Here is a 25081-nt window from a genome sequence, read left to right as displayed (position 1 = left end):
GAGATTCTTCAGTCGTTACTTCTTCTGAATGACACAATATTTGTTTTATTTTTTTAGAAGTTTTTCAACTTCATCAACTATTTCTTTTGTTGCATTTACCAATGCTAATTTTTTAATATTATCGCTTAGCTGATTTTGTTTTTCAGCGGAAGCTACCAATTGAGAAAATTTATTTTTAAAATCTACTTCTAAATCCTCTTGCGCAATCATTAAAGCAGCATTCTCATCTACAATCGCTTTTGCATTTTTGGTTTGATGATCTTCTGCTACATAAGGAGAAGGCACAAAAATAACCGGTTTCCCAACAATACATAGCTCTGAAACAGAACCTGCACCTGCTCTTGAAATAATAATATCTGCCGCCGCATAAGCGAAATCCATATTATTTATATACTCATGCACGTGTACATCTTTAATGTCTCCATTAATTTTATAGTCGTTATAATACAACTTCCCTGTTTGCCAGATAATTTGCACTTGTTGCGTTTGCAAAAAGTCTAACTCTCTTTTTAATAATTCGTTTATCGCTTTTGCTCCCAAACTACCTCCTAATACTAGAAGCGTTTTTTTTCCTTCAATTAAACCAAAGTACTTTATCGCCTCACTTCTCTTAGAATTAATAGCCAACAAATCTTGACGCACAGGATTCCCTGTTTTTAATATTTTATTTTTAGGAAAAAATCGCTCTAAACCATCGTAAGCAACGCATATTTTTTGCACTTTTTTAGACAGTAATTTATTTGTAATTCCTGGATAAGAATTTTGCTCCTGTATTAAACTAGGTATACCTTTAGAAACTGCCATTTGCAACAATGGTCCGCTTGCAAAACCACCTGTTCCAATTACAACATCTGGCTTAAACTGTTTAATAATTTTTTTTGCATTCCATAAACTATTGACAAGCTTAAACGGAAACATTAAATTTTTAAGCGTTAATTTTCTTTCGATTCCAGTAATCCACAAGCCTTTAATTTTATAACCAGCTTGAGGAACTTTCTCCATTTCCATACGGTCTTTTGCTCCAACAAAAAGAAACTCTGCATTTGGAAAACGCAACTTTAACTCATTTGCAATAGCAATAGCAGGATAGATATGTCCACCTGTTCCACCACCTGATAATATGATTTTATAATTACTCATCTATATAGCCTCCGAAAGGATTTCTAATGGATTTTGTTCAACTTCTTCTTCGTTCTCTTTCCCTTTTATTTCTTCTCTCTTAGCACTTACGCTTAATATTATACCTATAGCCAAACAGGTCATCCAAATAGATGTACCTCCACTACTAATTAATGGCAAGGTTTGACCTGTAACAGGAAATAACTCTACCGCAACAGCCATATTTATCATGGCCTGAAATACTATTGGAATTCCAACGCCAAGCGCTAATAATTTACCAAAAATAGTATCCGATTTTTGTGCCACTATTACAATTCTAAATAACAACCACATATACAATACCATTAAAAACAAACCTCCAATCAACCCATATTCTTCAATAATAATTGCGAAAATAAAATCTGACGATGATTGAGGTAAAAAGTTTTTTTGTGTACTTTTTCCTGGTCCAACACCTGTTAATTCTCCTGATGCTATTGCAATTTTAGCTTTTTCAATTTGATAATCCGCTTCCGTATCTCCATCATCAGAGAAGCTCTCAATCCTACTCATCCAAGTATCAATACGGTTAGGCATTGCATCTGGAAACGCTTTAGCTATTAAAATAAACAATACCAAAGACAAAACTCCAGTACCCAATATAACAGCTAAATACCTAATTGGATAACCTCCCAAAAAGACCAACACTACAACCATTAAAAACATTAATGCTGTAGTTGAAAAATTTGAAGGCAAAATTAATATTAAAACTAAAAACACAGGCACCCAAAGCGGTAAAATAGAATCCTTAAAAGACACTTCTTCATTTTTAACCTTAGACATATATCTTGCCACATAAACCATTAACACTACAGATGCTAATGTTGACGTTTGAAAAGACATATTTACAAATGGAATATGAATCCACCTACTAGCATTTGCGCCTTCAATTGTAGTACCCTGAAGTATTGTTACAACTAACAAGACCAAAACAATTGGAATCATAACCATAGACAATCCTCGGAAATAACGATAAGGCACCTTATGCACTCCATACATTATTGAGAAACCTAAAAATAAATGCATAAAATGCTTTATAAAATATGAAAATGTATTAGAATTCCCTCCAATATTAACCAAATTACTAGCAGCACTATACACAGGAAGAAATGAGAATATAGCCAGCAAAGCAGCTATAGCCCAAATTAATCGATCCCCTTTTATGTTTTTAAATACTTGCTGCACTTCGTCTTTTAATTATACGTTATCACAACGCTTTTAGGCGTTATAATTAATTTATTTTTCACTCTTATTTATAGCTTATTTAAAATCAAGAGATTGTATACAAAAAAAATCTCTCTAAATACAATTTCTAATTATAGATTTCTTACTGCATCTTTAAATTGCCTTCCTCTATCTTCATAGTTTTCAAACAAATCGAAACTTGCACAAGCCGGAGACAACAATACATTATCACCTGCCTCTGCTAATTTATAGGCAATTTTAACTGCCTCACTCATAAATTGCGTCTCAACAATAACATCAACCATATTCCCAAAGCTTTCAACTAGCTTTTCATTGTCTATGCCTAAACAAATAATAGCCTTTACTTTTTCGTTTATAAATGGAAACAATCCTGAATAATCGTTTCCTTTATCCACACCACCAACAATCCAAACTGTTGGCGCACCCATGCTTTCTAATGCATAATAAGTAGCATTTACATTTGTAGCCTTAGAATCGTTTATGTACTGCACTTTGTTAATCTTAAGCACCTGCTCCAAACGGTGTTCAACACCATGAAAATTCTCTAAACTCTCACGAATAGTTTGCTTTCTTATTTTTAATAAATGAGCTACAGTAGATGCAGCCATTGCATTTTTAGTATTATGTTTTCCTTCTAAAGCTATATTTTTTGTTGGCATAATTATTTGATTGTTATCTATTGTTATTATTATATTTTCATTGTCCAAATACGCACCATTTTCAATTGTTTTAACCAATGAAAAAGGCAACAATGTAGACTGAATAGTATTCTCGTTTAACCATTTATTTATCACTTCATCATCAGCATCATAAATCAAATAATCTTCTTTAGTTTGATTTAGTGTTATTCTGAATTTTGAATCGATATAATTTTCAAATTTATAATCGTACCGATTTAAATGATCTGGTGTAATATTAGTAAGCACAGCAATGTTTGGTCTAAAATCTACGATTCCATCTAATTGAAAACTACTAATTTCTAACACGTAGTTTTCAAAATCATCTTCTAAAATTTGTTTTGCAAAACTATCACCAATATTACCCGCTAAACCTACATTTAATTCTTGTTTTAGAATATGATGTGCTAGCGATGCCGTTGTTGTTTTACCGTTACTTCCGGTAATTCCAACAATGGTTGCATTTGTATATTTAGAAGCAAACTCAATTTCTGAAACAACTGGAATTTTGTTACTAATAAGTTTTTGAATTAACGCTACCTTATCAGGAATCCCAGGACTTTTCATTACAACATCTGCATTTAAAATCTTAGACTCTGTATGCTGTTGTTCTTCCCACTCAATCTCATTATATATAAGAACTTCTTTGTACTTTTCTTTTATTATTCCTTTATCTGAAACAAAAACAGCATAACCTTTCGCTTTTGCTAAAAGTGCAGTACCAACTCCACTTTCTCCTGCTCCTAATATTGCTAATCTTTGTTTTTTCAATTTTTCTTTCTTCTCACTCCTGCAAAAGCAGAAATTTATTTACTTTATTCGTTTATTACAGATTCCTAACTTAACAGAAATAGTAATCTTTTATCTCAGCTTAAGCGTAACTATCGTTAAAATGGCTAGAAATATTCCAACAATCCAAAAACGTGTTACTATTTTACTTTCGTGATATCCTCCTTTTTGATAATGATGATGTAAAGGCGACATTTTAAAAATGCGTCGACCCTCACCATATTTTTTCTTTGTATACTTAAACCAACTTACCTGTAGAATTACCGATAATGATTCAGCAAAAAAGATTCCACATAACAATGGAATTAACAACTCTTTTCTAACCGCAATTGCTATTACCGCTATAATCCCACCAATAGTTAAACTACCCGTATCACCCATAAACACTTGAGCTGGATATGTATTGTACCAAAGAAACCCAATTAATGCTCCTACAAAAGCTGCGATAAACACCACAAGCTCTCCAAGCCTAGGAATAAACATGACATTGAGATAATCTGAAAACACAATATTACCAGAAATGAAGGCGAAAATAGCTAGTGTAAATACTATTATAGCCGAACTACCTGCAGCTAAGCCATCGATACCATCGGTTAAATTTGCACCATTAGAAACTGCTGTTACAATAAAAATTACAATAGGAATAAACACCAACCATGCATACTTTGCATAATCTTCTCCAAACAATGTTACTATACTTGTGTAGTCGAATTCATTATCTTTTACAAAAGGTATTGTTGTTTTAAGAGACTGTTCTTCTGGATTAAATTCTTTAACTGAATTTTGAGTAATCAACTCGGTACTATTAACTGGGTTTATTTTTTCAGTCTTAATGGTTACACCTGGATGAAAATACATTATTGATCCAACAAAAATCCCTAAACCTACTTGACCTAATACTTTAAACTTACCGCTTAATCCACCTTTGTCTTTTTTAAATACTTTTATATAATCGTCTGTAAAACCAACTAATCCCATCCAAATAGTGGTTACAATAAGCATTATCACATAGATATTTTCTAGTTTCGCTAATAACAATACAGGGATTAACGTTGAAAAAATAATAATTAATCCTCCCATTGTTGGCGTACCCGCTTTTTCAACCTGACCTTCTAAACCTAGATCTCTAACCGATTCTCCTACTTGCATTTTTTGCAGCAAACGAATGATTCTCTTTCCAAAAATTGTAGAAAACAACAACGACATAATAATTGCCAAGGCAGCACGAAACGTGATAAACTGAAACACACTCGCTCCTGTTAATTGAAATTGTTTTTCTAAATATTCGAATAGGTAATATAACATTGTTTATTTTTTATTTCTTTTTAATTTAAGGCCTAGACCATACAACAAACTACTTCTGCATTTGCTTTAATAATTCTTTTACAATTTTAAAATCATCAAAATCACTACGCTCACCATTAACCTCTTGATAGGTTTCATGACCCTTTCCTGCAATTAGTATAATATCTCCTTCATTAGCCAATTGACATGCTGTTTTAATAGCCTGTTTTCTATCTACAATAGATAATATTTTCTTGAAGTTTTGAGGCTCTACACCTTTCTCCACATCTTCTATTATAGTTTCTGGCACTTCAGTTCTAGGATTATCGCTTGTAAAAACAGCTTTAGTACTTAAAGCCGAAGCAATGTTTCCCATTTTTGGTCGCTTTGTTTTATCTCTATCACCACCGCAACCAACAACAGTAATTAATTCTTCATTTTTAGTACGAATACTATTTATAGTTTCTAATACATTTTTTAAAGCATCAGGTGTATGCGCATAATCTACTATCGCAGTTATTTTACCTTCAGAAATTAAATATTGAAATCTTCCACTTACACTTTCTAACAAGCTTATTAATCGAAGAATCTCTGTTTTTTCAAGTCCTAATAATTCCGCAGTAGCGTAAATAGCTAAAACATTTGAAGCATTAAAACCACCTATTAGCTTTGTCCAAACCTCACTATTGTTAATTTTCAACAACATTCCGCTAAAGGAATTTTCAAGAATTTGTGCTTTATAATCTGCGTAATTTTTTAATCCGTATTTATATTGTTTCGCCTTAGTATTTTGAAGCATTACAACTCCATTTTTATCATCTGCATTTGTAAGTGCAAAAGCATTTTTTCCAAGGTTATCGAAAAACGTTTTTTTAACATCTCGATACTCAGCAAACGTGTCGTGATAATCTAAATGATCATGAGTAAGATTGGTGAAAATTCCACCCGAAAACTCTAACCCTTCTGTTCTTTTTTGATGAATACCATGAGAACTCACCTCCATAAAACAGAACTCTACACCTTCATTATTCATCTCTTTTAAATAACGATTAATCGTTAGAGAATCTGGCGTTGTATGTGTAGCCTTATAATCTTTATCATCCACTTTAATAACAACTGTAGATAACAAGCCTACCTTATAACCAGCCTTTTTAAAGAGCTGAAACAACAAAGTTGCAATTGTTGTTTTCCCATTAGTTCCAGTAACACCAACTAATTTTAAATTTGATGATGGATTACCATAATAATTAGAAGCCATGACAGCCAATGCCGAACTAGAATCTTCTACAACAACATAAGTTACGCCATCTTTCAAAGCCTGAGGCAACTGCTCGCAAACTACTGCAATAGCACCTTGCTCTACCGCATTTTCTATATAATTATGTCCATCTACAACACTACCTTTTATTGCAACAAACAAATCGTTTACGGCAGTACTTTTTGAGTTAAAATGGATATTACCTATAGATACACCTGTTGACCCAACAACACTATTGATAGTAACCTTATATAATATGTCTATTAATAAATTCACGATAATTCTAAAACTATAGTTTGATTTTTCTTTACTTTTTGTCCTTTTGGAATAGATTGCGATTTCACAACTCCATTACCACTCATTTTCACTTTTAATCCTAAATTCTCACACAATGCCATAGCATCCATTACAGGAAGACCAATTACACTTGGCATGATTGTTAAATATGTATTTGCTATATCGTAAAAGTTTTGAAACTCTTTATCTATAGCCGCATTTTCCACCTCAAGAGATTCAATCTCATCAATTATTGGCGTGTCTGTAAAAATCTTTTGAGCGATACGCTTGAAAACCGGACCAGCAACATCTGCACCATACAAACCTATTTTAATACTTGGCTTATGAATAACCACAATACAAGAATATTTTGGGTTCTCTACAGGAAAATATCCTGCAAAAGACGACACATATTTCCTATCCTTTTTCCACTTTTCAAAATCACCATAATCCGTTCTTGCAGTACCTGTTTTACCTGCCATAGAAAAGTACTTTGAATACATTCCTTTTCCTGTTCCACGATCTACAACATTCTCTAAAAGCTTTTGAGCTTTCTTTATTGTTTCGTCTGAAGCAATCTTCTTTACTCGAATTTCCTTATCAAAACTTTCAATCTCTCTATCCAACTCTTTTACTTGACGTAAAAAACGAGGCTTTAACATCTCACCATCATTCGCAACCGCATTATAAAACGTTAAGGTTTGCAATGGCGTTAATTGCATATTATAACCATAAGCCATAGACGGCAATGCATTTCTACTCCATATTTTATCTCCTGGCTTAGGTATTACAGGATCTCCCTCTCCAACAATAGGCAGGTTTAAATTCTCATGAAGCTTCCACTGTTTTAATCTATTAATAAACTTACTTGGGTTTTTAGAATAATTATCGTCTATTATAGTAGCCATACCAATATTAGAAGATTTCTCGAACGCTGTACCTACAGAAATTTTACCGTAACCACGCGTATCTGTTATCCCTCTTCCATAAAATGTTTTATATCCACTTTTTGTATCAATAATTGTAGAGGTATCAATCACCTTATCCTCCAAAGCAGCCATTACAGCCATCAATTTAAAAGTAGAACCAGGCTCGTGAGACTCCCAAACTGCATAATTTCTTTTTTCGTAATATTTTCCAGACTTAGATTTTCCTAAATTTGAAATCGCTCTAATCTCACCAGTCTTAACTTCCATTACCACAACACAACCGTGTTCTGCATCGTATTTTTCTAATTGCTCTAATAAAGAATGGTGTGCAATATCTTGAATATTAACATTAATGGTAGTATAAATATCGTAACCATCTTGCGGCTCAACTTCGTTAGAATCTTTAATAGGCTTCCATTGTCCTTTTCCTATTTTTTGCTTCATACGATGCCCATCCACACCCTTTAAATATTTTTCACCAAAAGCACCATCTAATCCTGCTCGAGTTATATTACCATCTTCGTCTGTTCTCTCGTAACCTATGGTTCTCATAGATATCCCTCCCATTGGATGCTCCCGCTTTGTTGTTTGCTCAACAATTAAACCTCCTTTAAAAGCACCTAATTTTAATAATGGAAAATCGCGTAACCTTATATAGTCTGAATACCCAATGTCACGCGCTAACAAATAATATCTGTTTTTTTTAGCTCGCGCTTTTCTTAAATTCTCTCTATAATAACTTGAAGATCTTCCTGAATATTTAGACAACGAATCGCATAATGGGCCAATTTGCTCTTGCCATATTTTTTTCTTTGGAGTTTTTGTATCTATTCTAATGTCGTATTTAGGAATTGATGTTGCCAGCAAGTTTCCGTTTACAGAATATACATTACCTCTATTGGCAGGAATTGGCTTATCCTCAATAGTTCTACTATCTGCCAACTCACGATATTTATCACCATGAATATACTGTATCGTTAATAATTTAACAACAACAGCAAGCCCGAAGATGAACATACATCCAGCTACAAAATACAATCGGTTTAATATGTTCGCTTCGTTTACTGCCAAGACTGAACTATTCTTTATTTTGAGGTTTAACTTTTATTTTTTGAGGCTGAACTTCTGAAGTTTTCAAGCCTTTTTCTTTCATTTTTACCGAGACAACAGATTCTTTTTTCAACTCCATCAATCTCCCTCTGCCTTCTATAAAAGCAGATCGCAACTCTTTTGCTTCATTACCTAGTCGTGCAATTTCATATACTTTTTTATCTGCACTATGAGAACTTGCAATCATTACTATAGCCAACACAGAAATAAAGAGAATCATTCTCCAATTCTTAAAAGAGTCGTCACTTACTAGAAACGTTCCTCTTAATATGCTATAGATGTTTTTTTTCATCTTCAGTTTCCGCGAAAGCAGTGATTTTTTTTTTAAAAATATTTCTCGATACAATTTGCTCATACTTCACAAATCACTCGAAATGACAATTCAGTTATACTTTTTCAGCAATACGAAGCTTTGCACTTCTAGATCTGCTGTTTATTTTAATTTCTTCAGCCGAAGGAATAATTAGTTTTCCAACTTTTTTAAGAGGCACTTCAAAATTACCGAAGACATCTCTTTCTGGTTCACCCTCAAACAATCCGTTTCTTATAAAACGTTTCACCAATCTATCCTCTAAAGAATGGTAACTTATTAAACTCAACCTTCCATTAGGCTTCAAAATCTCTGGTGTTTGCGCCAAAAACTCTTTTAAAGCTTCAATCTCTTGGTTTACTTCAATTCTAATAGCTTGATATATTTGTGCTAAAATTTTATTTTCATGTTTTGGAGATAAAAATTGCTTCATCACACTTTTAAGCTGATCGCTTGTTTTTATCACTTCATTTTTACGAAACTCAACAATTAACTTTGCCATTGCTGGAGCTGCACGCAACTCACCATATTGCAATAACACTTGCTTAATTTGATCTTCGTCGTACTCATTAATAACATGATAGGCTGATAGCTGACTTTTTTGATTCATTCTCATATCCAACTCAGCTTCAAATCGTGTTGAAAATCCACGTTCCGCAACATCAAACTGATGAGACGATACACCAAAATCTGCAAGAACACCATCCACCGCTTTAACACCATGAAACCTTAAAAAACGTTTTATGAATCTAAAATTTTCATGAATAAGAATAAATCTTGGATCATCAATTTTATTCTCTAACGCATCTGCATCTTGATCGAAAGCAAACAACTTTCCGTTTTCTCCTAAACGACTTAATATTTCTCGACTATGCCCACCACCACCAAAAGTGACATCTACATAAACGCCGTCTGGCTTAATATTTAAACCATCTACTGTTTCTTTTAATAATACCGGATTATGATATTCCATTATCTTCTTCATCTTGTCCCATTACTTCTTCAGCTAAATCTGCAAAATCATCAGCTGCATCGTCAATGGCTTGTTCGTACTTATCCTTATCCCAGATCTCCACAATATTAATTGCCGAAGACACTACAACATTTTTAGAGATACCAGCAAACACAGTTAAATCCTTAGGGATTAACAATCTTCCACTAGCATCTACTTCTATCATTTTCACACCAGCAGTAAACCTACGGATGAAATCGTTATTCTTTTTCTTGAAGCGATTAAGCTTATTTACCTTCTGCATTAACACCTCCCATTCTGCCATTGGATACAATTCCAAGCAAGGTTGAAAAACTGCTCTTTTTAACACAAAACCATTTTGCAACACAGGAGACAACTGCTTTTTAAGCGCAGCAGGAAGCATTAGCCTTCCTTTGGCATCCGCTTTGCATTCGTATGTTCCTATTAATGAGTTCAATGTGTTTTTTTTATATGTAAACGTATAAGAGTCAAATATATTGAAAATTTTACCACATTTTACCACATTTTACCACATTGTTAATAAATAATTGACACAAGCACACCTTTAACACTATTAAAAAAAGCAAAAAAACCTTTAAACACATAGCTTTCAGCGTTTTAAAAAACAATAAAATAAGTAATGAACAATGCTTTACACAGGTACTGGTCTAGTTTTTTGAAGTATCTAAATAATACATCAATTATTTATTTGAAATAACTATATTTGCTTTAACAGATTGACTAAAAAAACGAATGTCGCATACACTTATTACTGAAGGAAAATTTAATTACATTGAAGCTGGAGAAGGCACACCAATAATTGTTCTACATGGCCTTATGGGTGGATTAAGTAATTTTGACGCAGTTATAAACCGCTTTAGCAAAGAGGGTTACAAGGTGATTATCCCACAATTACCTGTGTATACTATGCCACTTTTAAAAACTAATGTTAAAGCATTTTCTAAATACTTAGGTGAGTTTATAAATTTTAAAAAGTTTGATCAAGTTATTCTTTTAGGAAATTCGCTTGGTGGACACATAGGACTTTATTTTACAAAAATGAATCCTGAAAAAGTAAAAGCATTAGTTATTACAGGAAGTTCTGGATTGTACGAAAGTGCAATGGGCGGAAGCTACCCAAAACGTAGTGACTACGAAGTGATTAAGAAAAAAGCACAAGATGTTTTTTATGATCCTGCTGTTGCAACAAAAGAAATAGTTGATGAAGTTTATGAAACTGTAAATGACAGAATTAAACTTATTAAAACACTTACTATTGCAAAAAGTGCTATTAGACACAATATGGCAAAAGATTTACCAAAAATGAATACACCTACTTGTATTATTTGGGGAAGAAATGATGCTGTTACACCTCCAGAAGTTGCAGACGAGTTTAATAAATTACTTCCAGATTCTGATTTATTTTGGATAGACAAATGTGGCCATGCCGCTATGATGGAACATCCAACAGAATTTAATCAAATTTTAGGAGATTGGCTAAAAGAGCGCTCTTTTTAATAGCTTTAGTTATTAGCTTATAGCTTTTGGCTACTTAATGTATTGTGCTTACTTTTGCATTTACTATTAACTTTAAACAGGTTTTCGTTTTCACGAAGACAATATCACAATGAAAATTAAGTCTGCTGAATTTGTATTAAGTAATTCTGATGTGGCAAAATGCCCAAAAGATATGCTACCAGAGTATGCCTTTATTGGTAGAAGTAACGTTGGAAAATCGTCACTTATTAATATGCTTACCAGCAGAAAGAGTCTTGCAAAAACCTCTGGAAGACCTGGTAAAACACAACTTATAAACCACTTTCTTATAAATAAAGATTGGTACTTAGTAGATTTACCTGGTTATGGTTATGCTAAAGTCTCTAAGAGTACTAAAAAAGTATTTCAGAAATTTATTACTAAATATTTTCAGGAACGCGAACAGTTAGTTTGCGCTTTTACTTTAGTCGACATTAGACACAAACCACAGCCAATAGATTTAGAATTTATGCAGTATTTAGGAGAAGCCGGTATTCCTTTTTGCATCATTTTTACTAAAGCCGATAAATTAAAACCTAAAGCTATCGAGAGACACGTTGAAGACTACAGAAACGTTATGCTTGAAACTTGGGAAGAAATGCCTAGACATTTTATAACTTCTAGTTCTAAAGACATTGGTAAAGAAGAAGTCCTTGGGTATATTGGTGAATTGAATGAAGGAATGACTGAAGAACTATAATTGTTCTTTTATTTTACTGTAATATTCCTTAATACCAAATAATGAGCTGACAACTATTGTCTATTAGTATTTTTCTTAATATTTTTTTTACAATATTACTGTACAAAAAAGAACACTCCAAATATGCGAAAGCTAAATGCAAACTAAGACTCACATTGTCCCAAAACTCACAAAGCAAATTCGACTTCAAGAGTATGGTGTTGGTATTTTTAATTTAGTTTTCACAAAATCTGCTTTAAAAAAAGCTTTAAAAAAACAATACATTACCGTTAATGGTATTATTGCAACCTCTGCTACTTTTATATCAGGCGGAGAAACTATTTGTTTAACAATTCCAGAAATTAACAATCCTAGAACTAAACTTATTTTAAAATTAAACGTTTTATATGAAGACGATTATTTAGCCATTATTCATAAACCTGCAGGAATATTAGTAAGCGGCAATAGTTTTAAAACTGTAGCAAATGCTTTAATTCAAAATTTAAAACCTAGCAACCTTCTTGATAGAACGATACCACAGCCTGTACATAGATTAGATTACCCTACAACTGGCTTGCTATTAATAGGAAAGACAAACAGTAGTATTCGTGCTTTAAATAAATTATTTGAAGACAAAAAAATTAAGAAATCTTACTTTGCTGTTACTATAGGCAAAATGGAATCTAAAGGCGAAATAACTACAGATATTGACAACAAGCCTTCTATATCTTTATACAAAGTAAAAGCTAGTGTCCCTTCAGAGCGATTTGATATTCTTAATTTAGTAAAACTAAAACCTAAAACTGGTAGAAAACATCAATTAAGAAAACACCTAACAAGCATAGGTAATCCTATTTTAGGAGACAAAGACTATAAGATTGAGCATCTAGTACTAAATGGTAAAGGCTTATATTTACATGCTTACTCTTTGAAGTTTACTCACCCTTTCACTCAGGAAAAATTAATAATAAAGGATGAGTTGCCAGAAAAATTTAAAAAAATTTTCGACTCTATTTAAAACACCAAACTTTTAATTGCTTTGGTGAGTAATTCTTTCAACAATAGCAATCATAAAATAATAATCCATCATTTTTTCCTAATTTTGCAATATGGTAAAAGACATTCAGCTTCGCTTAACATTAAAAGACGAAGAACGTAGCGATATATTGCTAATTAAATCGGCTCAATATTTAAGTATTCCAAGAGAAGATATTACTGGAATAAAAGTATTGCGTAAATCTATAGACGCTAGAAAGCCTAAAATTATTCTTAATTATAAATTATCTGTTTATATAAAAGAAGTTCTACCAGAAAAGTCTGATTATCAATTTCATTACAAAGATGTTTCTAAAGCAAAACCTGTACATATTATTGGTTTTGGTCCTGCTGGAATGTACGCTGCCTTACGTTGTATAGAATTAGGTTTTAAACCTATTGTTTTAGAACGTGGTAAAAATGTACAAGATCGCAGACGTGATTTAAAAGCCATAAACCAAGATCATTTTGTAAACGAAGATTCCAATTATTGTTTTGGTGAAGGTGGTGCCGGAACTTATAGTGATGGTAAACTATACACAAGAAGTTTAAAACGTGGTGATGTTAGAAAAATTTTCGAAAACTTAGTATTTCATGGTGCTGCAGATGAAATTCTTGTAGATGCTCATCCACATATTGGAACTAATAAACTACCAAAAATCATTCAGAATATTCGTGAGAATATTATTAATTATGGTGGAGAGGTGCATTTTGAAACGCGTGTTACCGATTTTAATATTAAAAATAAAAAAATAGAATCTATAGTCCTTAATAATGAAAACGAGATGTCTACCGACCGCGTTATTCTTGCTACAGGACATTCAGCTAGAGATATTTTCTATTTATTAGATGAAAAGAAAATTGCATTAAAAGCAAAATCTTTTGCTATGGGAGTTCGTGTAGAACACCCACAGCATATTATAGATTCTATTCAATACCACTGTTCTGGAGAACGTAACGAATTACTTCCTCCCGCAGCTTATAGCTTAGTGCAACAAGTAAAAGATCGTGGTGTTTATTCATTTTGCATGTGTCCAGGTGGATTTATTGTACCCGCTGCAACTGCAAATGGAGAAGTAGTAGTTAATGGTATGTCACCATCGCGACGTAACAACAAGTATGCTAACTCGGGAATTGTAGTAGAAATTAATGTTGATAAAGACATTGCTAAATACGAGAAATTTGGAGCCTTAAAAGGATTAGAATACCAAAAGAATTTAGAGCGTATTGCTTTTACTTCTGGAGGTAGAACACAAGCTGCTCCTGCACAACGTTTAACAGATTTTGTACAAGGAAATCTATCTAGTTCATTAAATGACACTTCTTACCAACCTGGTTTAAATAGTGCGCCAATGCACTCTTTATTACCAAAATTAATAGGAAGTAGATTAAGAAAAGGTTTTGAAGCTTTTGGCAGAAAAATGAATGGCTATTACACCGAAGAAGCAAATGTTATTGGCGTAGAGTCTAGAACCTCATCTCCGGTAAATATCCCAAGAAATGAAACATTAGAGCATCCAGAAATTTCAAACTTGTTCCCATGTGGAGAAGGTGGTGGCTATGCAGGTGGTATTATTAGTGCTGCAATGGATGGCGAGCGTTGTGCTGAAGCCGCCATTGTTGGATTGTAAATCTCATATTTAATACTGCTGACTGAAAACTGAAGACTGAGGACTTTATCAGAATTTATTCCTATTTTTGCGATTCAAAATTAAACAAATGAAAGCATATATATTTCCAGGTCAAGGCGCTCAATTCTCAGGAATGGGCTTAGATTTATACGAAAACTCACCAGAAGCACAGCACTTATTTGAAGATGCTAATGAAATTTTAGGATTTCATATTACAGACATTATGTTTGAAGGTACTGCTGAAGCTTTAAAAGAGACTAAAGTTACACAACCGGCTATCTTTTTACACTCGGTAATTTTAGCAAAAACTTTAGGAGAAAGTTTTAAGCCTGATATGGTTGCAGGACATTCTCTTGGAGAATTCTCTGCATTAGTAGCCAATGGTGCTTTAACTTTTGAAGATGGTTTACGTCTAGTATCGCAACGTGCTTTAGCGATGCAAAAAGCTTGCGAAATACAACCAAGTACAATGGCCGCTGTTTTAGGCTTAGAAGATAGTATTGTAGAAAAAATATGTAATGACACTGAAGGTATTGTTGTTGCTGCAAACTATAACTGTCCAGGACAATTAGTAATTTCTGGAGAAATTGAAGCTATAAATAGAGCTTGCGAGAACATGAAAGCAGCTGGAGCAAGACGTGCTTTAGTACTACCTGTTGGTGGCGCATTTCACTCTCCAATGATGGAGCCTGCTCGCGAAGAACTTGCTGCAGCAATAGAAAACACAACTTTCTCTAAACCTAACTGCCCTATTTACCAAAACGTAACAGCAAGTGCAGTAATTAATGAAGCTGAAATTAAAGCTAATTTAATATCTCAATTAACAGCTCCTGTACGTTGGACACAATCTGTAGAACAAATGATTGCAGATGGTGCATCTTTATTTACTGAAGTTGGACCAGGAAAAGTGTTACAAGGTTTAGTTAAAAAAATAAATAGAGAAGCACAAACTGCTTCTGCAACAATAGAAAACGCTTCTTAATTTTAGAGCGAGCATGTTAAAAATTGTATTACTCAAGAGAATGATTAATAACGAACAACGTGTGACCTTTGATAAAAAATAGATATAGACTACATGAAAAAAAATAGAACGTTACTTATTGTTTTAATTATTATATTTAATATCGCTTTAGATCAAGTTTCTAAATTTTGGGTAAGAACAAATGTTCTTGCGGGTAGTAAAGCTGAAATTATTGGAGATTACTTTACATTACATAATGTAGAAAACAAAGGTGCCTTTCTAGGCCTAGGAAGTGATTTTAACCCAATATTGAAAATAATATTACTAAACGTTTTACCAATAGTTGTATTAACATTGGTACTCTTTCATATTTTTAGAGACAAAACATTAGATAAATTTTCTCTTATAGGATTCTGTTGCATTATTGGTGGCGGAATGGCCAATCTATACGATCGCGTACTTTACGGACAGGTAACAGATTTCTGGCATATAGATTTAGGAGGCGTGTTTAGAACTGGAATTTTTAACCTTGCAGATGTATCTGTAATGGTTGGAATGGGCCTACTTATTTTAGGAAACTTTACAAATAAAAAGCATAAAAAAACCTCGATATAATTATCGAGGTTTTTAATTTTATTTAGCTAAAACACAATCTTCACAATCTTTAACTTCACCGTAGTACGTTTCTCTGTATTTGTGTAAAGTCTTAACGGTAATTCCTAGAAACTTCTTTTTAATGTAAGTTACCTTAGCGTTTAATCGTCCCATTTTTGGAGCGAATCTGTTTTCTTGTTTTGTTACTCTTTCTACTTGTATCAGTTTCATAATATCTATTTCATTAAATACAAAGAAACCAAGATTTTAATCCAAAAACAAACTAAGAGTATTAAGCATTTGTTAATCAGTATATTAATATTAAATTAACAATAGAGCTCTACATATATTAGTAGACCCTTAGAAATTTTACAGAATCTTTAGAATATGATAATGCAAATTATAACGTTTGCTGCCATTTCCATGCAGAATCCATTGCTTCGTCTAAAGAATATTTTGCACTCCAACCTAAAACTGAATTTGCTTTATTAGTATCTGCATAAGCAGAAACAACATCACCTTCGCGTTTATCCACTATTTTATAGTTTAGTTTTTTATTTGAAACACGCTCAAAAGACTGAATAACTTCTAACACGGAACTTCCTGTACCTGTACCTAAATTAAACGCTTCGAAATTATCTTGATGCTTATTCTTTAATAGTCGCTGAAGTGCTATTACATGAGCATTTGCAACATCTACAACATGTATATAATCTCTAATACATGTACCATCTAAAGTTGGATAAGTATCACCAAACACAGACAATTGCTCTCGTATCCCTACTCCTGTTTCTGTAATATATGGTACTAAATTTTGTGGCACTCCAATGGGCAACTCTCCTATTTTTGAAGATGTATGTGCACCAATAGGATTAAAATAACGCAAAGCGATAGCATTAAAATTAGAATTAGATTTACAAGTATCTTTAATAATGGACTCTCCTATTTGTTTGGTGTTACCGTATGGAGATTCGGCTAGTTTTATTGGTGACTCTTCTGTAATTGGCATTACATCTGCTTGACCATAAACTGTGCAAGATGAACTAAAAATAAAATTAGCGCTCTTCTTTTTATTTAGCTCTTGAAGTAAATATATTAAGGTGTTTACGTTATTCTCGTAATAAAGCAATGGATTACCAACACTCTCTCCTACTGCCTTACTTGCTGCAAAATGGATGACTCCAGAAATATCGTTGTGTTGTCTTAAAAATTGTTGCGTTTTAAGTTTATCTCTTAAGTCTAAATTCTCGAATTCTGGAACTTGACCAGTAATTGCCAAAATACCATCTAACACTTTTATTGAAGAGTTAGAAAGATTATCTATAACCACAACTTTAAAGCCTGCCTCTTGTAAAGCAACTACTGTATGCGAACCAATATAGCCTAGTCCTCCTGTTACTAATATCTTTAACATTTTTAAAAACTTAAACTATTATTTTATTACTGATTTTAGTTTTGCGAGAAGGATGGAAACGGCATCCTTTTTTGCTTTTTCAGCAAAAAAGATATAGTGGACAGCCTGACTTTTGGCTCTTAAAAGCCAAAAGTCTCGCCCAAAATAATTTAATTATTATCTATAAAATCGATTACGGTTTTTGTTATAAAACTAATTTGCTCACTGTCTAATTCTGTATGCATTGGTAACGAAATAACTTCTTTAACCAGTTGGTTTGTTACAGTAAAATCTGCTTCGTTATAACGCTCGTCTACGTATGCTTTTTGCTTGTGCAATGGAATTGGATAATACACACCACATGGTATTTGATTATCGTTTAAGTGTTGAACCAACGCATCTCTATCTGCATTTACAATTTTAAGTGTGTATTGATGGAATACATGACAGTCGCATGTATCGCACATACTATCACACTCGCTTACCATTTTAGGTGTTATAATATTTGGATGATTTGCAAATGCCTTAGTATAAGCTCTTGCTGCATCTCTACGTGCATTATTATACTTGTCTAAATGCGGTAATTTAGCATTTAAAACTGCTGCTTGAATAGAATCTAAACGCGAGTTTACACCAACAACATCGTGGTGATAACGTTTGTACATTCCGTGATTTACGATACCACGAAGTGTATGCGCTAAGTCATCGTCATTAGTAAAAATAGCACCTCCATCTCCATAACAACCTAAGTTTTTAGATGGGAAGAATGACGTTGAAGCCACATGCCCTATAGTTCCAGACATGGCTTTTTCTCCTTTACTATTTGTGTATTTTGCACCAATAGCTTGAGCATTATCTTCTATTACATATAAGTTATGCTCTTTGGCCAATGCCATTAACGCTTCCATATTTGCACATTGTCCAAATAAATGTACTGGTACAATTGCTTTAGTTTTTGGCGTAATTGCTTTTTTAACAGCTTCTATATCTATGTTAAAATCGTCTGGATTAACATCTACTAAAACCGGTGTTAAGTTTAAAAGTGCGATAACCTCAACTGTTGCAGCGAAAGTAAAATCGGCAGTAATAACCTCGTCTCCTGGTTTTAAACCTAATCCCATCATTGCAATTTGCAAAGCATCTGTACCGTTAGCACATGGTATAACGTGTTTAACACCCAAATAATCTTCTAAGTTTTTTTGAAATGCGTGAACCTGCGGTCCATTTACAAAGGCTGTAGTCTCTAAAACTTCTTGTATAGAGTCGTTAACCTCTTTTTTTATTTCGGCATATTGACCTTTTAGGTCAACCATTTGTATTTTTTTCATAAAACGAATTTACAAAATTCGCAAATGCTAAACAATGAATTATGTATTTTAGCACAAAGCATTTTTAAAGTTGAATTTATTGTACTCTTTCGGAATTTACTTAGCCAGTTTTGCATTAAAAATTATTGCAAATTTTAACACTAAAATAAAACTTGGTGTTCAAGGTCGGGCAGAAACTTTTACTAAGTTAAAGTCTAGCATTAATGCTAATGACAAAACGCTATGGTTTCATTGCGCATCTTTAGGTGAGTATGAACAAGGCTTACCAGTGTTTACAGAGTTACGAAAAGACTACCCTAACCATAAAATTGTTTTGTCTTTTTTCTCTCCTTCTGGTTTTGAAATAAGAAAAAATGCACCTTTTGCAGATGTTGTGGTTTACCTTCCTTTAGACAGCAAAGTGCATGCGAAACGCTTTTTAAATATAGTACATCCGGAGTTAACCATTTTTGTTAAATACGAAATATGGCCTAATATTTTAAATGAATTAAAGAAAAGACGATTTAAAGCAGTATTAATATCGGCTAGCTTTAGAAAAAATCAATCTTTTTTTAAGTGGTATGGTAAGCATACAAAGGATGCATTATTTGCTTTTAATCATATTTTTACGCAAAATGAAGCTTCGAAAACGCTATTAGAAAAAATAGGTTATACAAATGCTACGGTTTCTGGAGATACACGATTTGATAGAGTTTTTAATCAATTAAAGCAAAACAACACCTTAGATTTTATTACAGAATTTAAAGGTGACAGCCTATGTGTTGTTATAGGAAGCTCTTGGCCTGACGACGAGAAACTAATTGTAAATTATATTAATACTGAAGCTAATAAGGATGTTAAATTTATAATTGCGCCGCATAATATAAAAGCAACTCAAATTGAAGGTTTAAAAAACAGTATTTCTAAGAACTGCGTATTGTTTACTGATAAAGAAGGAAAAACACTTAGCGACTATCAAGTTCTAATACTAGATACTATTGGCTTATTAACCAAAATCTATAACTATGCTGATATTGCATACATTGGAGGAGCAATGGGAACAACAGGCTTACATAACACACTAGAAGCTGCTGTTTTTGGTGTACCAATAATAATAGGAAAAAACCACAAAAAATTTCCTGAAGCACAAAACATGATTGACAATAATGGTATGATTTCTATATTTAACCAAAGTGAACTTACAGAAACTTTAAATTTATTTGTTAATGATGAAGAAATAAGAAGCCAATTTGGGTTGAATAATTTTAACTTTATTAAAAAAAACAAAGGTTCGGTGATCCAAATACTTAACTTTTTACGTATTTAAACTAAGATTACTGCTTTTTATCAAGAAAGTATTAAAAAACATGCCAACAAAATGTTAAAATTAACTTTCAAAATAGTAATTTCACAACCTAATTTAATTTAAACACTAAAAAAATGAAAAAATTATTATCAAGCGCAGCTTTATTATTAGCATTAAGCGCAACGTTTACTTCTTGTAGAGAAGTTAAAGAAGGAGCTGATTCTGTAGGAGATGCTGTAGAAAATGCTGCTGAATCAACTGGAGATGTTGTTGGAGATGCTGTTGATGCAACAGGAGATGCACTTGAAAACGCTGGAGAAGCTGTTGGAGATGCTGCTGACGCTGCTGGTGATGTTGCTAGTGATGCTGTAGATGCTGCTGGAAATGCTGTTGATGCAACTGGTGAAGCTATAAAAGATGGCGCAAACGCTGTTAAAGAAGGAGCTAAAGAGGCTGCTGACAAAGTAGAAGATGGTGCTAAAAAAGCTGTTGATGCAACTAAAGACGGTGTTAAAAACGCTGCTGACGCTCTTAAAAAATAAGCTGATAAACTATAAGTTTTAGATAAAACTTATTATCATAAAAAAAATCGCCTAATTTTATTTAGGCGATTTTTTTGTTTTATAAATAACCGAAAAGCAAAAATCACTTTACAGCAACAGCACTTTTACAATGCTTTATATTAATCCTCCAAATAAAGCATGGCAAGCTACAAATGCTATCACGGATAGAATTATACCTATTAAAAAAATATTAAACGACTTACGAAGTAATTTAAATTTACGGTCTATGGTTTTACCTAAATGGAAAGTATCTTTTGCAATGGTTTTATATAACTCATCTCCTTCATGCATTAAACCGGTAATATTGTTTACATATTCCTCTTCCTCCATATCATGAAAGTTCCCATAAAACATTAAATTATTTGCTTCCTTTTTTCCGTGAACCAATTCTGGATGTGTCGCAAAAATAGCATAAGAAATAGATGTAAGATTAGTAATTAATATCAATACTATTGGATAAATAAGATGTAGATCGCTACTTAATTGACTCATTACCATATCTAATATTTATGATGAAATTTAAGCGCACAAACAAAAAGGAGCTCTAAACTAAATAATTGCGCCCCAAAGAAAATTAAACTTCAAACTAAAAATATTGAGATAAGAACGTCCAACGTAGCAAATAGAAAAATTGACTTTTTTCCTTTGTAAATGATAACAACTCTTTTACAAAGTGCCTTTCAATATTTTTATAGATGGTCGTTTTTCGATATAAATTTTATAAAAAAAACGCCTGAATCACGCTTTTGCAATTACTTCCAAAGGTTTAGGTCTGGTTAATTAGGTAAAAGCAATATACTAAACGCTATGATATTATGTTAAATAACTGATAGTCAATTTGGACAACATTTGGTAATATTTTCTTTGAAGAATTTACTATTCTATATAAGCTCCTAGATAGTTATTATAAAATCCAATTACATAAGATTACTAAATATTTAATACTCTATCTAAATCATAAATGTTTTTTGCAGTAATTAAAAAAGGCTTCACAAAAATGTAAAGCCTTTTTTAATTACTGAGATTTAGAATAAAACCTAAAACCATATCATTCTTAATTAATTCTTAAAAAAATAGCATAAAAAAAGCCTTTACAAGAATCTTGTAAAGGCTTAGTACTGAAGACGGGACTTGAACCCGTACGTCCTAATGGACATTGGATTTTAAGTCCAACGTGTCTACCAATTCCACCACTTCAGCATTGGAATTATTTTAATAAAAATATCTCAGAGCGAAAGACGAGATTTGAACTCGCGACCCCCACCTTGGCAAGGTGATGCTCTACCCCTGAGCTACTTTCGCAGTCTTTATATGAACAAACAATATTGCTATTGCGGTTGCAAATTTAAGACTTTTTTGGAAACTCCAAAGCTTTTTCGCAAATATTTTTATTTTTTTTGAGTTTTAACCAACATTCTTTTAATCTCGTTTAGTTTCATGAGCGCTTCAACAGGCGTAAGTGTATCAATATCAGTTAATAATATCTCATCTTTAATTTGAAGTAATAATGGGTCATCTAAATTAAAAAAACTTAATTGCATCTCATCTTTTATCGATTTCACATTATCTGTTAGTTCTTCGCTAGAATGTGAACGCTCTAATTTCTTTAAAATAGCATTAGCACGATGTAAAACCTGTTGAGGCATTCCTGCTAATTTAGCTACATGAATTCCAAAACTGTGCTCACTTCCTCCTTCAACAAGTTTTCTTAAGAAAAGAACATTGTCTTTTAACTCCTTAACAGAGACATTAAAATTCTTGATACGTGTAAATGTCTCAGTCATTTCATTAAGCTCATGATAATGTGTTGCAAACAAGGTTTTGGCTTTTGTTGGGTGCTCGTGTAAATACTCGCTAATTGCCCAAGCTATCGAAATACCATCGTAGGTACTTGTTCCTCTTCCTATCTCATCTAATAAGACTAAGCTACTTTCTGATATGTTATTAAGAATAGAAGCTGTCTCGTTCATCTCTACCATAAAAGTAGATTCTCCCATAGATATATTATCGCTTGCTCCTACTCTTGTGAAAATTTTATCGACTAAACCTATTCTAGCGCTTTTAGCTGGCACAAAACTTCCTATTTGAGCCAATAGAACTATAAGTGCTGTTTGACGTAATATTGCCGATTTACCAGACATGTTTGGTCCAGTAATCATTATTATTTGTTGTGCTGTTCTATCTAAAAACACATCGTTAGCAATATATGCATCACCAATAGGCAATTGTTTTTCAATTACTGGATGACGACCTTCTTTTATTTCTAAATCGTGAGAATCGTCTATTGTTGGATATACATATTTATTATCTTTTGCTAATTGAGCAAAACCACACAAGCAATCTAACTGCCCAATTAAATGTGCATTTTGCTGCACAGGTTTAATATATTGATGCATCCAAGTTACTAACTCTGAAAACAATTGTTGTTCGATTGCTAGTATTCGCTCTTCTGCTCCAAGGATTTTACCTTCGTATTCTTTTAACTCTTCGGTAATATAACGCTCGGCATTTACTAAAGTTTGTTTTCTAATCCATTCTTCTGGAACTTTATCCTTATGCGTATTTCTTACCTCTATATAATAACCAAACACATTATTGGATGCTATTTTAAGAGATGTAATTCCTGTACGCTCGCTTTCTCTTTTAAGCATTTGATCTAGATAATTCTTACCTGAAGTAGATAAACCTCTAAGCTCATCTAATTCGGTAGAAAATCCTTCTGCGATAGTATTTCCTTTTAAAACATTTACAGGCGCCTCTTCATTAAGTGTTAGCTTAATTTTAGAGCGAAGGACATCACAACTTTGTAGCGTGTCTCCAATAATTTTTAAAGATTCATTTTCACTTTTAGACGACAACTCCTTTATTGGAGTAATAGCTTCTAAAGAATTTTTAAGCTGCATAACTTCTCTAGGACTCACTTTACCTGTTGCGACTTTGGAAATTAATCTTTCAATATCTCCAATGCTTTTAATATGATCTTGAATTTTTTGATGCACATTTTGGTTTCCCTTTAAAAACGAAACCACTTCGTGACGTTGTTTTATTTTTTCAACATTCTTTAATGGTAATGCTAACCAACGTTTTAATAAACGCCCTCCCATTGCAGAACTCGTTTTATCGATAACATTAAGTAAGGTTACTGCATTATTATTTGTTGAATTGTAAAGTTCTAAATTTCTAATAGTAAAACGATCCATCCAAACATACTCATCTTCTGCTATTCTAGATACAGAAGTTATATGCTGCAATTTATTATGTTGTGTTTCGGCTAAATAATGAAGTATAGAACCCGAAGCAATAATACCTTCGCTTAAATCTTCTATTCCGAAACCTTTTAGTGATTTTGTATTAAAGTGTTTTAATAAAGTTTCATTAGCATAATCTGTTTGGTATACCCAATCTTCTAAATTAAAAGTATGAAAGTCGCTGCCAAAACTATCATTAAAATACAATCGCTTTTGTTTAGACACCAGCACTTCGCTTGGATTAAAATTCTGAAGCAATTTGTCTATATACTCTTGATTACCTTGACTTGTTAGGAACTCGCCCGTAGAAATATCTAAAAACGCTACTCCAATTGTGGTTTTTCCGAAGTAAACAGAACATAAAAAATTATTCGTTTTAGACTGTAAAACCTCATCGTTAAAAGCTACTCCAGGAGTAACTAGTTCTGTAACGCCACGCTTTACAATGTTTTTTGTTTGTTTGGGATCTTCCAACTGATCGCAAATAGCAACACGCTCTCCAGCTTTTACAAGCTTTGGTAGATATGTATTTATAGAATGGTGAGGAAAACCAGCAAGCTCTATTTCGCTTTCGCTTCCTGCACCTCTTTTTGTTAAAGTAATACCCAAAATACCAGCTGCCTTTATAGCATCGGTTCCAAAAGTTTCATAAAAATCTCCTACTCGAAATAACAATAAAGCATCTGGGTATTTTGCTTTTATAGCATTATACTGCTTCATTAAAGGTGTTACTTTTTTTGTTTTTGCTGCCAAAGGAATTTAGTTTTTAAGTAAGTTTGCAATGTAACTAAATATTGATTTTTTTTGAAATCAATTTTACTTTAGTTATTTATAATTATTCACAATTGAATTGAAGAG

General features: G+C 32.7%; 22 protein-coding genes and 2 tRNA genes. 8 read left to right on the top strand and 16 right to left on the bottom strand.

Annotation, left to right across the window (positions count from 1 at the left end; genetic code table 11):
• Positions 1–45: 45 nt before the first annotated feature.
• The 9 genes from murG to mraZ all read right to left on the bottom strand — a co-directional run bounded on the left by murG (position 46) and on the right by mraZ (position 10427).
• Complete coding sequence (murG, locus tag Q0935_RS15115) at positions 46–1140, bottom strand: undecaprenyldiphospho-muramoylpentapeptide beta-N-acetylglucosaminyltransferase (protein ID WP_299388028.1); 1095 nt, start codon at positions 1138–1140, stop codon at positions 46–48.
• Positions 1141–2343 carry an FtsW/RodA/SpoVE family cell cycle protein gene (locus Q0935_RS15110; protein ID WP_299388025.1) on the bottom strand — a complete coding sequence of 401 codons (1203 nt, stop codon included), beginning with the start codon at positions 2341–2343 and terminating at the stop codon, positions 1141–1143.
• Between the two features lie 131 nt (positions 2344–2474).
• Entirely contained in the window at positions 2475–3812 is a 1338-nt protein-coding gene (murD, locus tag Q0935_RS15105) for a UDP-N-acetylmuramoyl-L-alanine--D-glutamate ligase (RefSeq protein ID WP_299388022.1), read from the bottom strand.
• 90 nt (positions 3813–3902) lie between these two features.
• Entirely contained in the window at positions 3903–5135 is a 1233-nt protein-coding gene (gene mraY / locus Q0935_RS15100; RefSeq protein WP_299388019.1) for a phospho-N-acetylmuramoyl-pentapeptide-transferase, read from the bottom strand.
• Positions 5136–5184: 49 nt separating this feature from the next.
• Positions 5185–6648 carry a UDP-N-acetylmuramoyl-L-alanyl-D-glutamate--2,6-diaminopimelate ligase gene (locus Q0935_RS15095; protein WP_299388015.1) on the bottom strand — a complete coding sequence of 488 codons (1464 nt, stop codon included), beginning with the start codon at positions 6646–6648 and terminating at the stop codon, positions 5185–5187.
• Positions 6645–8594, bottom strand: a complete 1950-nt coding sequence (locus Q0935_RS15090; RefSeq protein WP_299388063.1) for a penicillin-binding protein — start codon at positions 8592–8594, stop codon at positions 6645–6647. The genes Q0935_RS15095 and Q0935_RS15090 overlap by 4 nt, the downstream gene beginning before the upstream one ends.
• Positions 8595–8655: 61 nt before the next feature.
• Positions 8656–8979 carry an FtsL-like putative cell division protein gene (locus Q0935_RS15085; protein WP_299388012.1) on the bottom strand — a complete coding sequence of 108 codons (324 nt, stop codon included), beginning with the start codon at positions 8977–8979 and terminating at the stop codon, positions 8656–8658.
• Positions 8980–9073: 94 nt separating this feature from the next.
• A complete protein-coding gene (gene rsmH / locus Q0935_RS15080) occupies positions 9074–9982 on the bottom strand; it encodes a 16S rRNA (cytosine(1402)-N(4))-methyltransferase RsmH (protein ID WP_299388009.1) in 909 nt (302 codons plus the stop codon).
• Positions 9957–10427, bottom strand: coding sequence for a division/cell wall cluster transcriptional repressor MraZ (gene mraZ / locus Q0935_RS15075; RefSeq protein ID WP_299254830.1), 471 nt, complete (start codon positions 10425–10427; stop codon positions 9957–9959). Before mraZ ends, rsmH begins: the two co-directional genes overlap by 26 nt.
• A gap of 296 nt (positions 10428–10723) precedes the next feature.
• Between mraZ and Q0935_RS15070 the strand changes: the two genes are divergently transcribed.
• From Q0935_RS15070 to lspA, 6 genes are all read left to right on the top strand, one after another.
• Entirely contained in the window at positions 10724–11488 is a 765-nt protein-coding gene (locus tag Q0935_RS15070) for an alpha/beta hydrolase (RefSeq protein WP_299254833.1), read from the top strand.
• 109 nt (positions 11489–11597) lie between these two features.
• On the top strand, positions 11598–12206 hold the full coding sequence (yihA, locus tag Q0935_RS15065) for a ribosome biogenesis GTP-binding protein YihA/YsxC (RefSeq protein WP_299254835.1): 609 nt from the start codon (positions 11598–11600) through the stop codon (positions 12204–12206).
• Positions 12207–12342: 136 nt separating this feature from the next.
• A complete protein-coding gene (locus tag Q0935_RS15060; protein WP_299254838.1) occupies positions 12343–13203 on the top strand; it encodes an RluA family pseudouridine synthase in 861 nt (286 codons plus the stop codon).
• Positions 13204–13294: 91 nt separating this feature from the next.
• On the top strand, positions 13295–14851 hold the full coding sequence (locus Q0935_RS15055) for an NAD(P)/FAD-dependent oxidoreductase (RefSeq protein WP_299254841.1): 1557 nt from the start codon (positions 13295–13297) through the stop codon (positions 14849–14851).
• Between the two features lie 88 nt (positions 14852–14939).
• Positions 14940–15833, top strand: a complete 894-nt coding sequence (fabD, locus tag Q0935_RS15050) for an ACP S-malonyltransferase (RefSeq protein WP_299254844.1) — start codon at positions 14940–14942, stop codon at positions 15831–15833.
• A gap of 93 nt (positions 15834–15926) precedes the next feature.
• The gene (gene lspA / locus Q0935_RS15045; RefSeq protein WP_299254847.1) at positions 15927–16427 is read left to right on the top strand and encodes a signal peptidase II; all 501 of its coding nucleotides are present in this window, start codon (positions 15927–15929) and stop codon (positions 16425–16427) included.
• 18 nt (positions 16428–16445) lie between these two features.
• Here lspA and Q0935_RS15040 read toward each other — a convergent pair whose 3' ends face one another.
• From Q0935_RS15040 to Q0935_RS15030, 3 genes are all read right to left on the bottom strand, one after another.
• Positions 16446–16637 carry a hypothetical protein gene (locus tag Q0935_RS15040; protein ID WP_299388004.1) on the bottom strand — a complete coding sequence of 64 codons (192 nt, stop codon included), beginning with the start codon at positions 16635–16637 and terminating at the stop codon, positions 16446–16448.
• Between the two features lie 169 nt (positions 16638–16806).
• The gene (galE, locus tag Q0935_RS15035; RefSeq protein WP_299388000.1) at positions 16807–17820 is read right to left on the bottom strand and encodes a UDP-glucose 4-epimerase GalE; all 1014 of its coding nucleotides are present in this window, start codon (positions 17818–17820) and stop codon (positions 16807–16809) included.
• Positions 17821–17969: 149 nt separating this feature from the next.
• Complete coding sequence (locus Q0935_RS15030; RefSeq protein ID WP_299254854.1) at positions 17970–19127, bottom strand: DegT/DnrJ/EryC1/StrS aminotransferase family protein; 1158 nt, start codon at positions 19125–19127, stop codon at positions 17970–17972.
• Between the two features lie 70 nt (positions 19128–19197).
• On the opposite strand from Q0935_RS15030, the gene Q0935_RS15025 reads away from it, so the two are divergent.
• Entirely contained in the window at positions 19198–20433 is a 1236-nt protein-coding gene (locus Q0935_RS15025) for a glycosyltransferase N-terminal domain-containing protein (RefSeq protein ID WP_299387997.1), read from the top strand.
• A gap of 113 nt (positions 20434–20546) precedes the next feature.
• Positions 20547–20954: a hypothetical protein gene (locus tag Q0935_RS15020; RefSeq protein ID WP_299254860.1), complete on the top strand. Its 408-nt coding sequence runs from the start codon at positions 20547–20549 to the stop codon at positions 20952–20954.
• Positions 20955–21089: 135 nt separating this feature from the next.
• Here the strand turns inward: Q0935_RS15020 and Q0935_RS15015 are convergent, their stop codons facing one another.
• The 4 genes from Q0935_RS15015 to mutS all read right to left on the bottom strand — a co-directional run bounded on the left by Q0935_RS15015 (position 21090) and on the right by mutS (position 24976).
• Positions 21090–21467 (bottom strand): Pycsar system effector family protein, encoded by a 378-nt coding sequence (locus tag Q0935_RS15015; RefSeq protein ID WP_299387994.1) that lies wholly within the window; start codon positions 21465–21467, stop codon positions 21090–21092.
• 624 nt (positions 21468–22091) lie between these two features.
• Positions 22092–22175, bottom strand: a tRNA-Leu gene (locus Q0935_RS15010).
• A gap of 30 nt (positions 22176–22205) precedes the next feature.
• A tRNA-Gly gene (locus Q0935_RS15005) sits at positions 22206–22277 on the bottom strand.
• Between the two features lie 86 nt (positions 22278–22363).
• Positions 22364–24976 (bottom strand): DNA mismatch repair protein MutS, encoded by a 2613-nt coding sequence (gene mutS, locus Q0935_RS15000; protein WP_299387990.1) that lies wholly within the window; start codon positions 24974–24976, stop codon positions 22364–22366.
• Positions 24977–25081 lie beyond the last annotated feature (105 nt).

The organism is uncultured Lacinutrix sp., from assembly GCF_947500605.1.
Taxonomy (GTDB): Bacteria; Bacteroidota; Bacteroidia; order Flavobacteriales; family Flavobacteriaceae; genus Lacinutrix.
Note: the sequence above shows the minus strand (reverse complement) of the source record. Positions and strands in the feature narration are given on the sequence as shown.

Bases quoted from the DNA above. Each gene is read 5' to 3' on its own strand.
- murG (WP_299388028.1), bottom strand. From the start codon at position 1,140: ATGAGTAATTATAAAATCATATTATCAGGTGGTGGAACAGGTGGACAT.
- mraY (WP_299388019.1), bottom strand. From the start codon at position 5,135: ATGTTATATTACCTATTCGAATATTTAGAAAAACAATTTCAATTAACA.
- Q0935_RS15090 (WP_299388063.1), bottom strand. From the start codon at position 8,594: ATGTTCATCTTCGGGCTTGCTGTTGTTGTTAAATTATTAACGATACAG.
- Q0935_RS15085 (WP_299388012.1), bottom strand. From the start codon at position 8,979: ATGAAAAAAAACATCTATAGCATATTAAGAGGAACGTTTCTAGTAAGT.
- rsmH (WP_299388009.1), bottom strand. From the start codon at position 9,982: ATGAAGAAGATAATGGAATATCATAATCCGGTATTATTAAAAGAAACA.
- Q0935_RS15070 (WP_299254833.1), top strand. From the start codon at position 10,724: ATGTCGCATACACTTATTACTGAAGGAAAATTTAATTACATTGAAGCT.
- yihA (WP_299254835.1), top strand. From the start codon at position 11,598: ATGAAAATTAAGTCTGCTGAATTTGTATTAAGTAATTCTGATGTGGCA.
- Q0935_RS15060 (WP_299254838.1), top strand. From the start codon at position 12,343: ATGCAAACTAAGACTCACATTGTCCCAAAACTCACAAAGCAAATTCGA.
- Q0935_RS15055 (WP_299254841.1), top strand. From the start codon at position 13,295: ATGGTAAAAGACATTCAGCTTCGCTTAACATTAAAAGACGAAGAACGT.
- fabD (WP_299254844.1), top strand. From the start codon at position 14,940: ATGAAAGCATATATATTTCCAGGTCAAGGCGCTCAATTCTCAGGAATG.
- lspA (WP_299254847.1), top strand. From the start codon at position 15,927: ATGAAAAAAAATAGAACGTTACTTATTGTTTTAATTATTATATTTAAT.
- Q0935_RS15040 (WP_299388004.1), bottom strand. From the start codon at position 16,637: ATGAAACTGATACAAGTAGAAAGAGTAACAAAACAAGAAAACAGATTC.
- galE (WP_299388000.1), bottom strand. From the start codon at position 17,820: ATGTTAAAGATATTAGTAACAGGAGGACTAGGCTATATTGGTTCGCAT.
- Q0935_RS15030 (WP_299254854.1), bottom strand. From the start codon at position 19,127: ATGAAAAAAATACAAATGGTTGACCTAAAAGGTCAATATGCCGAAATA.
- Q0935_RS15020 (WP_299254860.1), top strand. From the start codon at position 20,547: ATGAAAAAATTATTATCAAGCGCAGCTTTATTATTAGCATTAAGCGCA.
- Q0935_RS15015 (WP_299387994.1), bottom strand. From the start codon at position 21,467: ATGAGTCAATTAAGTAGCGATCTACATCTTATTTATCCAATAGTATTG.